Below are 16,605 nucleotides of genomic sequence, written 5' to 3' on the forward strand. Positions count from 1 at the left end.
TCGCTCCTTAGTAAAGTGAGTTTTTGTTTTCTTCGATGAACTTGCTGTCAAGACGACCAAACATCTTGTAGTAAGTCCATGTCGTATAACCCAGGATGATCGGAACCATCACAAAAGCGACCACAGTCATCAAGTTCAGTGTTAGCTCACTTGATGTCGAATCCCACATCGTCAAACTATTACTTGGTACTAAGATTGAAGGCATAATGAACGGGAACATAGCAAAACCAGCGGTGAAAATAACACCCGCATTCGCCAAGCTAGAAGCCAAGAAGGCAATACCACCTTTTTCAAAGCGAGAAGCCAGCACGGCAATTAATGGCATCACAACACCTAAAGCAGGCGCAGCCCACAACAATGGATAAGCTTCAAAATTAGCCATCCATGCGCCAGCTTCACGAATCACTTCTTTGTTTAAAGGATTCGATGCAGCACTGGTGTCAATCACGCTTGTGATCACATAGCCATCGATATTTTGAATCCAAAAACCCGCTGCAACAAAAGTAGCTACAACGAGTAAACCCATGAGCTGTGCAACATTACGTGCACGCACATGAACTGCATCGGTCGTTTTCATCTGTAACCACGTTGCACCTTGTAGCACAATCATGAATAAGCTAACCAAGCCACAAAGCAGTGCGAATGGGTTCAACAAACCAAAGAATGATCCATGGTATGTCGGCATCAAGAAATCATTCAATTGGAATGGTACACCTTGAAGTAGGTTACCAAACGCTACACCAAAGATAATTGGCGGAACGAAACCACTGATTGAAATACAAATATCCCAAGTGCTGCGCCATTTTGGATCTTCAATTTTTGAACGGTAGTCCAAACCAATCGGACGCAACCATAACGCTGCTAGGGTTACGATCATCGCTAAGTAGAACCCAGAGAATGATGTTGCATAAACCAAAGGCCAAGCTGCAAACAGCGCACCACCAGCAGTGATAAGCCAAACTTGGTTACCATCCCAGTGTGGAGCAATAGAGTTAATCATTACTCGGCGTTCGCTATCATTTTTACCGATAATTGGTACAAGAGCGCCAACGCCCATATCAAAACCATCGGTAATCGCAAAACCAACAAGCAGCACGCCAATAAGCACCCACCAGATTAGTCGCAAAATTTCGTAATCAAACATAATCGTATCTCCCTGCCTATGCTTCTACTTGGCGGCTAACTTTGTCTTCAACAGAGTTTGCATTTTGCTCAAAATGGTAACGGCCAGTTTTTAGGCTGCTAGGCCCTTTACGAGCAAATTTCACCATCAGGTAGACTTCGGCAATCAAGAACACTGTGTAAAGTGCAAGAATAGCAAACAGTGAAGTCCATAATTCGCCAAGAGTCAGCGCTGAAGCAGCGACATTGGTCGGTAATATTTCACCAACAGCCCATGGCTGACGGCCATATTCAGCAACAAACCAACCCGCTTCAATCGCAATCCACGGTAGAGGAATACTGAACAGCGCCGCTTTAAGTACCCATTGTTTTTGTTCGATTTTTTGACGACATGTTTGAACAAATGCCGCACCAAACACAAACAACATCACAAAACCAACACCGACCATCAGGCGGAATGACCAGAATAGAGGCCACACAGTCGGAATTGAGTCATCGGCGGCCGCTTGGATTTGCTCTTCAGTCGCATCAGTCACTTTGTCGGTATAACGCTTAAGAAGTAAGCCGTAACCCAAGTCACCTTTAACTTCATCAAACGCATCCATATTCGCTTGAGATTTTTCACCCGCACGCAGCTTTTCAAGTAGCTCATAGGCATACATACCATTACGGATGCGATCAACGTGTTCGTCGCGCAAGTCACGTAAGCCAGTGACTTCCGTATCAAGCGAACGGGTGGCGATAATACCCATCACATAAGGAATTTTAATCGCATAGTCGGTGTGCATTTCGTCTTGATTTGGTAAACCAAATAAAGTGAAAGCCGCTGGCGCAGGTTCAGTGTGCCACTCAGCTTCAATAGCAGCGAGTTTCACTTTTTGCACTTCGCCTACTTCGTAACCTGATTCATCACCAAGCACGATAACAGACAAGATAGCCGCCATACCAAATGAGGCTGCGATAGCAAATGAACGACGAGCAAACGCAACATCACGACCTTTTAATAGGTAGTAAGAGCTGATACCTAGAATGAACATTGCACCCGTGGTGTAACCAGAAGCAACCGTGTGAACAAATTTCACCTGTGCAACAGGGTTAAATACAACTTCCGCAAAGCTCACCATTTCCATGCGCATGGTTTCGAAGTTAAACTCAGCACCAACAGGGTTTTGCATCCATCCGTTAGCAATTAGAATCCAAAGCGCGGAGAAGTTAGAGCCCAGCGCAACCAACCAGGTCACGGCTAAGTGTTGGCGTTTTGAAAGTCTATCCCACCCGAAGAAGAACAACCCAACAAAGGTTGATTCCAAGAAGAAGGCTACAAGTGCTTCAATTGCAAGAGGGGCGCCAAAAATGTCACCTACATAGTGGGAATAGTACGACCAGTTCGTACCAAACTGAAACTCCATCGTAAGGCCGGTGGCCACACCTAGAGCGAAGTTAATACCAAAAAGCTTACCCCAGAACTTTGTCATGTCCTTATAGATTTGCTTATCGGTCATTACATACAAAGATTCCATGATGGCTAAAAGAAAAGCCATACCTAGAGTCAATGGAACGAACAGGAAGTGATACATCGCTGTGAGTGCAAACTGCAACCGCGATAGATCAACTACGTCAATCATGGTAACTCCTTTGTGCCGGCTGAATGACACTTTTGACATACTTTGCAAAAACAAACGCCATAATATTAAACAACCTCAGTAAGTGTTGAAAAGTGACGCCAATTTGTTACAAATATGTACCGTTATGGTTAGTTAATTGTTAAGCATCAGCTAATATAGCTGCAACTAATATTACTGCTAAACAGTGATTGTTTCAAAAAATTTATAGGAGAAAAAATCCTTGATTTACATCAATTTTTACAATGCAAACCTGCGCAGAAAACAAACAACCTGATCTAAATCAATCAAATATCACATGCGTTGTTTTTTTTAGGTAAAAACCACAATGGAATGGCAATAATGATTTAACAAATTGGTACGTATATTAACGCTTGCAAGAAATATGGCTTTTGATAAATGAGATGCATGTCACAATTTAACTTTCGAAAATAAAAAGAAAATAAAACTGTAAACTTATTTCTCAATTCCGAAATGTAGATAAGCGCGATCGGTTGCAATTCGTCCTCTCGGTGTCCGCTGCAAATAACCTTGCTGAATGAGAAAAGGCTCAAGCACATCTTCAATCGTATCTTTTTCCTCACCGATTGCAGCAGCCAGGTTATCTAGACCAACTGGGCCACCACCGAACTTATCCATAATTGCAAGAAGAAGCTTACGGTCCATATAGTCAAAACCTTGGCTATCCACATCCAGCATATTCAGGGCTTTGTCAGCCGTATCGACACAGATGTGACCATTGCCTTTAACTTCAGCATAATCACGGACACGTCTTAACAAACGGTTAGCAATACGAGGTGTGCCACGAGCACGTCTTGCGACTTCAAGCGCCCCCTCTGCTTCCATCGATAGCCCTAAACAATCGGCACTTCGCTGAACAATATGTTGTAAATCTGCGATATTGTAATACTCAAGCCGCTGAACAATGCCAAAACGGTCACGCAGCGGTGAAGTGAGTGAACCGGCCCGCGTTGTCGCGCCGATTAAAGTAAAAGGAGGGAGATCGATTTTTATGGAGCGTGCAGCCGGGCCTTCACCGATCATGATGTCGAGTTGGTAGTCTTCCATTGCCGGATACAATACTTCCTCAACCATAGGACTCAAGCGATGGATTTCATCAATGAATAGTACATCGTTCTCTTCAAGATTGGTCAACAAAGCCGCTAAATCACCCGCTTTCTCTAACACTGGACCCGAGGTAGTACGAATATTCACTTCCATCTCGTTTGCCACAATATTAGCTAATGTAGTTTTACCAAGACCAGGAGGGCCAAAAATTAGTAGGTGATCTAATGCTTCACTACGCAATTGTGCAGCTTTGATAAAAATTTCCATTTGATCACGCACGTGGTCTTGGCCACGATAATCCGCCAGTCTTTTAGGACGTATTGCGCGATCAATAATTTCTTCGTCTTTTGGAATAGGGCTATTTGGAGCAATCAAGCGATCAGCTTCAATCATACCATTGCTCTCAAGGCTTCTTTAATCAACGCTTCACTTGTCATATCAGGCTTGGCCACTTGTGAAACAACCTTCGAAGCTTGTTGTGGCTTATATCCCAAAGAAAGTAGCGCACTAACCGCCTCTTCTTCTGCATGTTGAGTCACAGATTCAAGGTGATGGACATCCATTGGTGCAGCATCGGTTGCCGGTGTGAAAAGATCTCCCGCTCCCCAACCTTTAAGACGGTCTTTCATTTCAACAACTAAACGTTCTGCCGTTTTCTTACCGACCCCAGGCAATTTCACTAATGTGGATATATCTTCACGTTCAACACAAGCAACAAACTGGCTCGCCGTCATGCCTGAAAGTATGCCTAAACCCAATTTGGGTCCTACGCCATTGGCTTTAATGACTTCTCTAAATAAAGCACGTTCTTTCACTGTGTTAAATCCATACAAAAGTTGTGCATCTTCACGTACGACAAAGTGAGTATAGATGATCGCTTCATCACCGACTTGAGGCAATTCGTAGAAGCAACTCATGGGCATTTGAACTTCATAGCCGATACCAGCAACTTCAATCAGTAACTCGGGGGGCTGCTTTTCAATTAGAATGCCGCGAAGACGTCCAATCACAGGAAATTCCTTTGAGAATAGGGTTAATGAACTGAGATAATAATAAATAACTGGATGGATAGCCAGTAGAAAAACCACCCTGGAATGCACTGAGTTATCAGCGATAACGGCCTTTTTTAGCGCTAGTTGCTTGGCCTGCTAATGCTATCAGCGTTTTATTAGTGTTGGCATGACAGATAGCAACCCCAAGCGCATCGGCCGCATCCGCTTGCGGCTTCGCTGATAATTTCAACATATGTTGAACCATGTGTTGGACTTGAGATTTATCTGCCCCACCCGTGCCAACGACCGCTTGCTTAATAAGCCTTGCGGCATATTCATAGACCGGTAGATCGGCATTCACCGCGGCAACAATGGCGCTTCCTCTGGCTTGCCCTAGTTTAAGCGCTGAATCTGCGTTTTTTGCCATAAAGACTTGTTCAATAGCGAATACATCAGGTTGAAACTGCGTGATAATTTCACTGACACCTGCATAAATTTGTTTTAAACGTCCGGGAAGTTGTTTTTCAGAGGTACGGATACAGCCACTACCTAAATAGTATAAGTGGCGACCTTGCTGCTGAATCACTCCGTAACCCGTAATACGAGAACCTGGGTCTATCCCCAAAATAATTGACATGAATACCTTTTTTCGTAAACAACGATTGCTGCTACTAACAATAAAAATGGGCTTAACTTACGAAGTTTAAGCCCATTTTCAATACATTAACGAACGTAATTATTTACGGCGCCACGTTGTACCACTTGGCCCATCTTCAAGGATGACACCCAGCTCATTGAGTTTATCGCGCGCTAAGTCTGCGTTTGCCCAATCTTTAGCAGCGCGAGAGTCGTTACGTAATTTGATCAAGGCTTCGATCTCAGCCGCTTGTTCATCATCACCGGCATCCCCTTTAAGGAAAACCTCAGGGTCTTGATGCAAAATACCTATTACGTCAGCCAACTCACGCATTAATGCACCTAGTTGGCTTGCTTGATGAAGATCTTCCGTTTTGAGCTTGTTGATATCGCGTGCCATATCGAACAACACTGAATAAGCCTCAGGCGTATTAAAGTCATCATTCATCGCGGTGGCGAAGCGGCTAACATACTCATCACCACCAGCAACAGCGACCGAAAGGTCAAGGCCTCTTAACGCGGTATATAGGCGTTCTAATGACGCTCGCGCTTGTTTCAAGTTGTCTTCGCTGTAGTTGAGTTGACTGCGGTAGTGGCCAGACATCAAGAAATAACGAACCGTTTCAGGGTCATAATGAGCCAAAACATCACGAATGGTGAAGAAATTGCCGAGTGATTTAGACATTTTCTCGCGGTCAACCATCACCATACCGCTGTGCATCCATGTGTTCACATAAGTAGTATCGTGTGCGCAGCATGATTGAGCGATCTCGTTTTCGTGGTGCGGAAACTGAAGGTCAGAGCCACCACCATGAATATCAAAATGATTACCCAAAATCGCCGAGTTCATTGCAGAACATTCAATATGCCATCCAGGACGACCATCTCCCCATGGCGATTGCCATGTTGGCTCGCCTGGTTTAGACATTTTCCACAACACAAAATCCAGTGGACTACGTTTTGCTAATTCAACATCAACACGCGCACCAGCTTGCAGCTGATCCAAATCTTGTTTCGATAACTTACCATATTCATCAAACTTGCTAACTTCGAACATTACATCGCCATTATCTGCGACATAAGCAAAGCCTCGTTCGATCAAACGTTCAACCAGTTCAATAATCTCTTGAATGTAGCCCGTTGCTCTTGGTTCAACATCAGGGCGCTTCATATTCAGTGCATCGAAGTCGGCATGCATATCAGCGATTAAACGCTCTGTAAGTGACTCACAAGATTCACCATTTTCTGCCGCACGTTTGATGATCTTGTCATCAATATCCGTGATATTACGTACAAACGTTAAGTCATAACCTAAATAGCGCAAGTAACGTGAAACCACATCGAAAGAAACAAAGGTACGACCATGACCAATATGACAGAGATCGTATATGGTGACTCCACAGACATACATGCCAACTTTGTTAGCACTGATGGGTTTAAATTCCTCTTTTTGTCTTGTGAGTGAGTTATATATTTTCAGCATGATCTCTATCTAATAACGGTTTGAACTAAAACAGTTTCACAGTATAACAACTCTCTCCTAGCTAGGTCATCCTTAATCTCGACGAATATTCCCAACAACAAACAGATTTGTTGATTTGAATGTGTCGAAAGTTCAGTTAAAATCCGTGCTTCAATAAAAATAGATATAAGGTAACCATCATGATCATCCTTCACACGAATTTTGGTGATATTAAAATTCAACTTAATGAAGAAAAAGCACCAGAGACAAGCGCAAACTTTCTACAGTACTGCCGTGACGGTTTTTACGATAACACCCTATTTCACCGTGTTATCGATGGTTTCATGATCCAAGGCGGTGGCATGACTTCAGGCCTTAAAGAGAAAGCAACTCGCGCTTCGATTAAAAATGAAGCGAATAACGGCTTGAGCAACAAAATCGGTACACTAGCAATGGCTCGTACCATGGAACCGCATTCAGCAAGTTCTCAATTTTTTATTAACGTGAACAACAACACCTTCTTGGACTTCCGCTCAGAAAGCTTAGATGGTTGGGGTTACTGTGTATTTGGCGAAGTAATCGAAGGCATGGACATCGTAAATAAAATCAAAGGCGTTAGCACTGGCTCTATGGGTATGCACCAAGATGTACCGCTAGAAGAAGTATTCATCACTAGCACGACCATCGAAGAGTAACGGTAGAAGGAGCGCTTGGCGCTCCTTAATTTTAATTATGCATACACTATTTATTTCTGATTTACACCTTAGCCCTTTTCGCCACGATATTACCGACTGTTTTGTACGTTTTATGCGCGAAGAAGCGATTTATGCCGATGCATTGTACGTGCTTGGTGATCTATTCGAATTTTGGATTGGCGATGATGATGGCTCCCCTTTTGCGGATCAAATAAAAGCCGAATTTAGCCGTCTTACAGGTCGAGGCATCCCTTGTTATTTTACCCAAGGTAATCGCGATTTTTTACTTGGGAAACGTTTTGCAAAAGAAACGGGCATTATCCTTCTCGATGAAGAGCACGTTATCAACCTGTATGGCACAAAAGCCGTGGTATTGCATGGTGACACCCTGTGCACTCAAGACATAAAATACCAACAGTATCGCAAGAAAGTACACCAACCTTGGTTACAGTGGATCTTCAACCGATTACCTTTTTCGCTAAAAATGCGTATTGTTGGCAAAGTTCAATCTGACATTAATAGTGATAAACAGATGAAATCGCTTGATATTATGGATGTTACGCTTTCAGAGGTCGATCATGTTATGCGTAAGCATAATGTAGATTTAATGATCCACGGCCACACCCATCGACCTGACGTTCATCACACAAAACAATTAAATAAAGAAACAACGCGGATTGTGCTTGGCGACTGGTATACTCAAGGCTCAGTCTTAGTCTATGCTGATAATGGCTTCAAACTTGAAACCCGACAGTTTAAATCAGATAGTTAGAAATTAGTCACATCTTGTAGTGTTATCGCTGCAATTAAAAGTTAGGAATTCAGCTATAATCACTACTGTCAAAATAATTAAAAGAGTCTTGCATTGAAATATTCGTATGTTGCCAGGCAGCCTATACTAAATAGTGACCGCGAAACCATAGGTTATGAGTTACTTTTTAGGGATGGACCAAAAAATACATTTCCGGATATTGATCCTGATTTAGCGACTAGCCGTTTACTATCTGACCATTTCTTATCGACTCATTACGAGACCCTCGGTGATCGCCTAGGATTTGTTAATTTTCCTTATCAAAGCCTTATCAATCAAGTCCCGACACTATTTCCAGCAGGTAGCTTGGTTGTCGAAGTGTTAGAAGACTGCCAACCAACCGCAGAGTTACTGGAAGCGATCAAAAAAATTGCCCATTTAGGTTACCAAATTGCGTTGGATGATTTTGTTCCGCGCAAAGAATGGCTACCTTTCTTGCCTTATATTTCTATTATAAAATTTGATATTCGAATAGTACCGATTGAAAAGGCGAAACTTTTCATTAAGAAGTTAGGCGCAACTAAAATTGCATTCCTAGCAGAAAAGGTAGAAACATACCAAGAATTTGAACAGGCAAAATCTGCTGGTTTTAAATACTTTCAAGGCTATTTCTTTAGCAAGCCAGAATTACTACAGCGTAAAGCATTAGAGCCCTCATTTCTGACCGTCGTTCAGCTATTTAAAGAAATAGCGAAACAAGATCTTGATTACTCGGCCATAGAAAGCTTGGTCGCCACTGATGTAACGCTGTCATATAAGCTTTTAACTTTTGTTAATTCATCGGCAATGGTATGCGCAAAAATACATTCATTTAAGCAAGCTTTGGTGTACCTCGGTGAGCAGCGCTTACGCAAGTTTGTTTCTTTAGTCGCGATAGCGTCTACCCAAAAGTCAAAACCTGGCTACCTTTATGGTCTGTCTATCCAACGAGCCAGATATTGCGAGCTCGTTGCAGTGAAAGCTAAATTGACCTTAGCGCCCGGTGCAGGCTTTTTAACTGGCATGTTTTCACTACTAGATAGCCTGCTTGATCAATCACTCGAAAGTATAATGGACGAGATGCCGATTGAAGAGGAGGTAAAGTTAGCGCTTACTCAAGGAAAAGGCGTGTTAGGTCAACTTCTTAACCTCACAAAAGCTTATGAACACGCGCAGTGGGATACGGTTACTCAAATTGCACAACAACTAAAGCTGAGCGACGAAGATATTGCTGCTTGCTATGATGAAGCGGTTAAATGGACAGCAGACTTATTTACAGCCAGCGCATAATCGGCTTGTATGCTCTCAATCGAGGCATGTTCTAGACACTTCACCTGTTAATCTCTACACTTCGGCGTTGTGTAAACCCAATTGTAGAGATTGAAATGACAACCTGTTACTGCGGTAATGTCGCCAGTTATGAAAAATGCTGTAAGCCCATTCATGATGAGCATAGCTTAGCTATTCACCCTGAACAACTGATGCGCGCACGTTACAGCGCTCATGTGCTTGGTTTAGTCGATTTTGTCATCGCAACTTACCACCCTAGCTGCCAAGCAGAGCTTCAGCGTACTGAAATAGAACAATCGATAAATAGTAACTGGTGTGGTTTGGAGGTTGTTGATACGGCATCAGGCAACCATGCTGATGAAGGGTTTGTCCACTTTAAAGCTTACTTTGAACAAGATAACCAGCAATGTTGCTTAGAAGAACGTTCTCGTTTTATCAAACATAACGGCCTTTGGTTTTATATCGATGGTCAATTTCCTGAGCAATACCAGCAAAGCAAAATTGGCAGAAATGACCCGTGCCGGTGCGGCAGCGGCAAAAAATTCAAAAAATGTTGTGCTTAAAAGATAAAACGCCAAACTCTCGAGTTTGGCGTTTTAATGATTGAGGACGATTATTCTTGGTCGATCATCCATTTACGGAACGTTTTGCGTTCTTGCGCAGATGATTTTAAATACCACGCTTTGAGTTGTTCGACATTCCCTGAAATAACAGTATCTTGGTCTATTTGGTTAGGTTTCACAACAACAGCAGTCGTCACTGGCAACATTTGGGCTGCAACAGGTTTACCGACAAGCTGGCCGTTGTTAAAGTAAATCCCACGCTGACTATTGTGTTTCTGTATAAGCTCAGCCATTCCACCATACGGAACAAATCCTACATTTCCTTTGAGAACAACTTGCTCATGACGTAAAAGTTTATCGTCTTCAATGACAATCCATTGAGGATTAGACTCAAATGCTCGCTCTGCTTCTACACGACTCCGCGCTTTAGGGTGGTTGATTTCAATATGCTCACCATTAACTGTAAATGAGAGTACGTAAGGCTTAGAAGTAAATACGTCACTGCTAGAGCCTCGCGACATATCCTTATCCATGCGTACCACTACTTGATTAAAGCCAGCTTCTATATGATTTTCAGAGATTTTACTTTCAGCAGCCTCTCCATTTATATACAGGATTGATACGCCAGCCTTTGGTGTTAAAGTGGCCGCTTGAACTCCCCCTACCATCAACCCAATAGATAAGGCTACAACAAAGCATTTTTTCATAAATATTCCTTTTTAAGGTAAGTGATTTACAAGATATAAAATGAAAAAACCACCCGAAGGTGGCTTTAAGCGAGAGTTTAGCTCATTTCATTTTAGAATGAAGCTTCAACACCGATAGCTAAACCTAGGTTATCATCAACATCTTTCTGGTCAAGACCACCAACTTCTGCGTATAGTTTAGTGTTAGGAGCTACACCGTAAGTAGTATTCACAAACCAAGTATCTTTTTCTTTAGCAACGTCATCGTGATCGCCTGCAGAGAAACCTGCTGCAAAGCCCCATTTGCCCATTGTGTAATCTGCTGCTACTGCAATAACGCTGTTATCATCGTTAGCGAGATCAGAAGACACTGAGTAGTAGGCAATAGCTAGATTTACATTTTCGATGCCACTGAACACAATCTCTGAACCAAAACCAGTATGGTCTTTGTGAGTTGCAGTTTCAGTTTCAACACTGTATTGAGATGCGAATACAGAAATATCGAAGTTATCTAGACCACGGAATCCAGCACGACCGTCATAGTAAGTGTCACCGTTACCATCTGAAATAACGTCTTTTGTATTGTCTAAAAATTTATTATCGATTTTGTTTTGAACAAAACCTAATGTTGCATATACATCACCATTATCAAAATCATAACGTACTGCTTCATCTGAACACTCATCAGTTGCATTGTCTAGGAAAGTAGAAATACCAAATGCTTCATCAGAACCAATGCCTAGATCATCAACAGCAGTACAAAGACGACCGAATTTAATTGAACCAAGCGTAGCGTGATATGCAGCTACATAAGTGTCACCGTTGCGAGTAACTTCTGAGTTAGTTTTCTTAGACCCGTTGAATTCCCAGTATGCACCAACTTGCCAAGTATCATTAACCGCATAGCGAACATCAAAACCAAAGTCCGCATCTTCGATTTTTTGTTTCATTGAACTTTCAGTAGTCGTATTGCTGTATACAACTTCAATATCACCTTTAAGATTAACGGTAACACCATCTTGATTGTATAGTTCGATACCAGCTTGAGCTGAACCAGCTGCAGCCATAACTGCTAATGCTAATAGAGTCTTTTTCATAATAATCCACTGCCTTTTCTTAGTATGGGAATTCCTTGTCCGGTTCCCTTATGTTGTTTTTGATGGCAACTTCTAAATTTCAATTTAGTTCATCACCGCCATTAAATCTCGAGAGCTAGATTGCAAAAGATTATCCTGCATGTCAAATATCCTAAAAAATAAACCTAATTTTTTGTAAAACCCAACAAAAACAATTAATTACACTTAATTTTCATAAAAACACGAGTGACTTACAAGCCTAAATATCACAAAATATAAATGATAATAAAAATTTAACATAAGAGTTATTGACTAATAATTCAGTGTATTTTCCATATATTTAGAATAAAAAACCACAGAATTAACCAAGGTGTGGTTTTATATGTTTCACAACCTAAATTAAATATAAGTTCCTGAAGGTTCAGTTTTTTTTTGTGAAGGAGATCTAGATTTAATTGAAAAGCATACGATTTCGTGAACTGCGTATACTTTAGCAAAGTGTGCTACCATCGGATTTCCGCAATTTAGGTCCAACTATGCTTACTACCAAAATCCAACAATCCATTCGCACCAGTTATCAAAACCTGCAATTTCAATTGGAAAATTTCATTCCTCGCCGTGGACAAAACTTCCTCGTCGCAGAAATTACCAAAACGCTTTGTGGTTCATATCACAAATCAAATCGAATTTTGGTCGCAGAGGCTGGCACTGGTATTGGCAAATCACTCTCTTATTTAATGGCGGCTATCCCTGTTGCGGTGTTAAACAATAGAAAAGTTGTGATCTCAACAGCAACTGTTGCACTACAAGAACAGTTGGTTAGTAAAGACTTACCTCTATTTCGCCGTATTACTGACCGCGAATTTTCTTTTATTTTGGCAAAAGGTCGACAACGTTACTGCTGCGCTGAAAAACTGGCAGCAGCATGTGGCGAAAATGAAAGCCAAATTGCGCTTTTCGAAACCAAACCGCAGAAAAAAGATATCGACCTTTTAGCCACTATGTACGATAGATTGACCAAAGGTAAATGGGATGGCGATAGAGATTCATGGCCAAAGGCGATAAAAGATGAACTGTGGCGTTTAATTGTTAGCGATAAGCATAGTTGTAATGGTAGTTTCCCAGGTCACAGGGATTGCCCTTTTCAAAAAGCCCGCTCAGAGCTCGACAAAGCTGATGTCATCATCGCAAACCACAGTTTAGTGATGGCTGATGCTGATCTAGGAGGTGGCGTTATTCTGCCCGAGCCTGAAAATACTATTTATATTTTTGATGAAGCGCATCACCTACCTCACGTGGCCCGTGACCATGCATCGGCATCGGCCAGTTTAAAAGGGGCGGCAAGTTGGTTGGAAAAGCTCAACCAGTCGGTCACCAAGTTTGCTAGTTTGGCAGAAGAAAGACGAGTAGCTCGTTTTAGAAACGAGCTACAAGAATCCATTCAGCAGTTGATCCCAAGCTTAAACCAACTGGCGAAACAGTTTGTTCCGGAACAATTTGTAGAAAAACGCTATCGATTCGAGCACGGTGAACTTCCACAATGGCTTGAAACCGAATCAAAAGATCTAAAAAAGCTCTCACAAAAAGCGAATCAGTCACTAGCAAAAATAGCGGACCTTATTGGAGAGCGCGTAAAGGAAGGCGAACTGGCCGCCAGAATTGCCGAGCCAGCATTGACCGAACTCGGTTTTTATAGTCAAAGATTAGATAACTTGGCACAAGTTTGGGCATTAATGGCTGAACCTCAACGAGAAAAAGGAGCCCCCTTAGCTCGCTGGCTAGAACTACACCCAGAACGGGACGGTGACTTTGTTGTTAGTGTTTCGCCCCTTGAAATAGGTTGGCAACTGGATAAACAAATTTGGAGCCGTTGCATAGGCGCTATTTTAGTCTCAGCGACGATGCGAGCACTCAATTCATTTAGCTACTTCTGCATACAAGCGGGGATCAGCGAAAAAGCTGAAGACGGCACACGCTTTTTGGCCTTAGCTTCTCCTTTTGACTACCAAGGTCAAGCTGAGTTGTTGATCCCTACTATGCGTGTCGAACCTCAAGCCAAAGAATTTACTGATTATCTTGTCGAACGTTTACCGGAATTTATTACCGATGGTAAAGCTAACTTGGTATTGTTTGCCTCTTATTGGCAAATGCGTGAAGTAGCAGAAAAACTGGCAGCCGATTTTGTAAAAAAAGGCTGGGCCTTACAAATACAAGGCGATTCATCGCGCTCAGAAATTCTAAATAAACATAAAATGCTAGTGCAGTGCGCAAAAACAAGTGTGTTATTTGGAACGAGTAGCTTTTCGGAGCACCTACACACTTTTATAGGTAAAATACAACCCATACACTTTTTACCATCCTTATGGAGTGTGACACTTTCTCCAAACTTATCTAGCTGAGTTAGCATTAGATTGAGTATTAATCGGGATTTTAAGTAACAATGAAACTGGCTAAGACTTCCTATATAAAGGCTAGCTAGTATCGATTAGATTGACGGATATTTATTTATGCGAAAGCAGTTAGCAGATTTGAAGCAAGTCTTTACCAAATGTGAAGAAGTGTTCGAGAACTACCACCCTCGAGAAGGGCAAAAGCGCATGTGCTTTGAGTTTGCAAAACAGTTAAATGAACCAAATGACACGGTGACAATTTGTGAAGCTGGAACTGGGACTGGTAAGTCCCTAGCCTACCTTGCATCAGCAATAACTTATGCTGTGAACAACGACAAAAAGGTTATTATTAGCACTGGAACCATTGCGCTTCAGAAGCAATTACTCAACAAAGATCTCCCCTTATTCGCCAGCCTCTACAATAAGCCCTTTACTTATGCACTAGCGCAAGGCCGAGCGCAATACGTTTGTCTAGAGAAACTAGCAGACGCAATTGGTCAAGGTGACATTCAAAGCTCATTATTTTCTAGCGATAGCACTGAATCAGAAATACTTGAGAAGATGTTTAATGACTACAACAATGGTAGCTGGAATGGTGAACGAGGAACTTATTCGGCAACCATCCCAAATGAGGTATGGAGCAAGGTTGTCTGTGACAAACATCGATGCCAAGCGAAGTTTGCAAGCCATCGTGAATGCCCCTTTCATAAAGAAAGAAACGGCCTAAAAGACAAGACAGTAATTCTTGTAAACCATAACCTACTACTTAGTGATTTAAACCTCGATGATGGTGGAGGTGTCATTCTGCCTCCAATCAGCGATAATATTTTAGTTATAGATGAGGCGCACGACCTCCCTCATATCGCTCGGTCAACATCAGAGGGGGCTTTCTATCTATCTTCGTTCACAAGCCTCATGGAATCCCTTGGAAAGGCAGTCAGAAGACATCAATCCAACGAAACGAGGACAGCACTCAAAGACCGTTTCCTGAAAATACCGGAAGCTGTAAACAGTTGTGTTCATAGCGTAAATGCAATGAAAAAGCATATACAAGTCAATCATAATACTTACTTTGAAGATGATATATATGTAATTAGAGAGCTATGCCCCCACTTAGTTCCGTTGCTAGAAAACGCTTATAAAGATTTAAGAAGCCTTAAAAAACTGGTTGACGAAATAAATGCTGTGTACCAGAAGATTCTTGATGACGGTGACATGCTAAAACCACATCAAGAAACTATATATAGTGATTACGTGTTCCATTCTGGCTGGCTTGAAACAACTGTGTATGTACTCACCACCATGTTAAACGAAAAGAATGTCGACCAAATGGCTAAATGGATTGATAGTCAGGAATCGGGATATACACTATCTGTTGTACCTATAGAAGCAAGAGGAATACTACGCGACCTTTTATGGGATCATGCTTCCGATGTACTACTGTGCTCAGCGACATTAAGCAGTGTCGGAACATTTCAACTGTATCAATCAGAGTCAGGATATCCGAAGAGGTCAAAGGTGTTCAAGGTTGAGTCTCCCTTTGATTATTCGAAAAGCACTTTGTCTATCCCTAAGCTAAGTGTTGAACCCAGCGATCAAGATGCGTATACACAGTACCTTATTACTCACTTATTCGATGAATACATAACCGACCACTCCGCAAACCTTGTTTTATTTTCATCTTACTGGCAGATGCAAAAAGTATTTAAGGGAGTTGAAGCCAAGGCTAAAAAGAAAGGATTCATTTTGCAGCAACAAGGGGACTTACCTAAACAAGTGATGCTGGATAAACACTCAAATCTAATAAAGGCTGGTAAAAAAAGCGTTTTATTTGGCACGGGAAGTTTCTCTTTTGGATTAGATTTGGCGGGAGACCTCTTAACCAACCTAATTATCACTAAGATCCCATTTGCTTCACCAACAAATGCTGTTGAAATAAGACACGCAGAAATATTAAGAGCTAGAGGCAGGAATCCTTTCTTTGAACTCATGCTACCTCAAGCAAGCCGTGCTCTGGTACAGGCAGTTGGTAGGTTAATCCGAACCGAAACTGACAGTGGTACAGTTACTATTCTTGATTCACGACTCAACACAAAGAGCTATGGAAAGCAGATTGTTGCCTCATTACCACCCTTTACAAGAGGCTAATAGGCTCTTCTCAATTGGCAGTAACTTAATTATAAATCTAGCATTAACATTGTTTAATTCATCAA

The 16,605-nt window shown here is 41.9% G+C and carries 13 protein-coding genes and 1 pseudogene; 6 read left to right on the forward strand and 8 right to left on the reverse strand.

All coding sequences use genetic code 11. The features are described from left to right. Positions 1–7 precede the first annotated feature (7 nt). The 6 genes from cydB to cysS all read right to left on the reverse strand — a co-directional run bounded on the left by cydB (position 8) and on the right by cysS (position 6,923). The gene (cydB, locus tag EYW48_RS11385) at positions 8–1,144 is read right to left on the reverse strand and encodes a cytochrome d ubiquinol oxidase subunit II (protein ID WP_277432423.1); all 1,137 of its coding nucleotides are present in this window, start codon (positions 1,142–1,144) and stop codon (positions 8–10) included. A gap of 16 nt (positions 1,145–1,160) precedes the next feature. Beyond that, on the reverse strand, positions 1,161–2,747 hold the full coding sequence (gene cydA / locus EYW48_RS11390) for a cytochrome ubiquinol oxidase subunit I (protein ID WP_053310057.1): 1,587 nt from the start codon (positions 2,745–2,747) through the stop codon (positions 1,161–1,163). Between the two features lie 453 nt (positions 2,748–3,200). Beyond that, positions 3,201–4,205: a Holliday junction branch migration DNA helicase RuvB gene (gene ruvB, locus EYW48_RS11395; protein WP_277432424.1), complete on the reverse strand. Its 1,005-nt coding sequence runs from the start codon at positions 4,203–4,205 to the stop codon at positions 3,201–3,203. Next, on the reverse strand, positions 4,202–4,822 hold the full coding sequence (ruvA, locus tag EYW48_RS11400) for a Holliday junction branch migration protein RuvA (RefSeq protein ID WP_277432425.1): 621 nt from the start codon (positions 4,820–4,822) through the stop codon (positions 4,202–4,204). Before ruvA ends, ruvB begins: the two co-directional genes overlap by 4 nt. Positions 4,823–4,919: 97 nt before the next feature. Further along, the gene (gene ruvC / locus EYW48_RS11405; RefSeq protein ID WP_261915626.1) at positions 4,920–5,441 is read right to left on the reverse strand and encodes a crossover junction endodeoxyribonuclease RuvC; all 522 of its coding nucleotides are present in this window, start codon (positions 5,439–5,441) and stop codon (positions 4,920–4,922) included. 99 nt (positions 5,442–5,540) lie between these two features. Continuing rightward, entirely contained in the window at positions 5,541–6,923 is a 1,383-nt protein-coding gene (cysS, locus tag EYW48_RS11410) for a cysteine--tRNA ligase (protein ID WP_053310061.1), read from the reverse strand. Positions 6,924–7,102: 179 nt separating this feature from the next. On the opposite strand from cysS, the gene EYW48_RS11415 reads away from it, so the two are divergent. The 4 genes from EYW48_RS11415 to EYW48_RS11430 all read left to right on the forward strand — a co-directional run bounded on the left by EYW48_RS11415 (position 7,103) and on the right by EYW48_RS11430 (position 10,240). Further along, positions 7,103–7,597, forward strand: a complete 495-nt coding sequence (locus EYW48_RS11415) for a peptidylprolyl isomerase (protein ID WP_053310062.1) — start codon at positions 7,103–7,105, stop codon at positions 7,595–7,597. A gap of 37 nt (positions 7,598–7,634) precedes the next feature. Continuing rightward, on the forward strand, positions 7,635–8,369 hold the full coding sequence (lpxH, locus tag EYW48_RS11420) for a UDP-2,3-diacylglucosamine diphosphatase (protein WP_053310063.1): 735 nt from the start codon (positions 7,635–7,637) through the stop codon (positions 8,367–8,369). A 93-nt stretch (positions 8,370–8,462) separates the two neighbouring features. After that, positions 8,463–9,677 (forward strand): EAL domain-containing protein, encoded by a 1,215-nt coding sequence (locus tag EYW48_RS11425; protein WP_277432426.1) that lies wholly within the window; start codon positions 8,463–8,465, stop codon positions 9,675–9,677. 95 nt (positions 9,678–9,772) lie between these two features. Further along, complete coding sequence (locus EYW48_RS11430) at positions 9,773–10,240, forward strand: YchJ family metal-binding protein (RefSeq protein ID WP_277432427.1); 468 nt, start codon at positions 9,773–9,775, stop codon at positions 10,238–10,240. Positions 10,241–10,290: 50 nt separating this feature from the next. Here the strand turns inward: EYW48_RS11430 and EYW48_RS11435 are convergent, their stop codons facing one another. Both EYW48_RS11435 and EYW48_RS11440 read right to left on the reverse strand, forming a co-directional pair. Next, positions 10,291–10,947, reverse strand: coding sequence for a DUF2057 family protein (locus EYW48_RS11435; RefSeq protein WP_171981080.1), 657 nt, complete (start codon positions 10,945–10,947; stop codon positions 10,291–10,293). A gap of 92 nt (positions 10,948–11,039) precedes the next feature. Then, positions 11,040–12,023: a porin gene (locus tag EYW48_RS11440; protein WP_277432428.1), complete on the reverse strand. Its 984-nt coding sequence runs from the start codon at positions 12,021–12,023 to the stop codon at positions 11,040–11,042. Between the two features lie 515 nt (positions 12,024–12,538). Here EYW48_RS11440 and dinG (EYW48_RS11445) point away from each other — a divergent pair. Continuing rightward, positions 12,539–14,317 (forward strand): annotated as a pseudogene (gene dinG, locus EYW48_RS11445) (ATP-dependent DNA helicase DinG); the annotation flags it as partial. Between the two features lie 192 nt (positions 14,318–14,509). After that, a complete protein-coding gene (gene dinG, locus EYW48_RS11450) occupies positions 14,510–16,540 on the forward strand; it encodes an ATP-dependent DNA helicase DinG (RefSeq protein ID WP_277432429.1) in 2,031 nt (676 codons plus the stop codon). Positions 16,541–16,605 lie beyond the last annotated feature (65 nt).

The sequence above is a fragment of the Vibrio sp. 1180_3 genome, assembly GCF_029478545.1.
In the GTDB taxonomy this organism is placed as follows: Bacteria; Pseudomonadota; Gammaproteobacteria; order Enterobacterales; family Vibrionaceae; genus Vibrio; species Vibrio aestuarianus.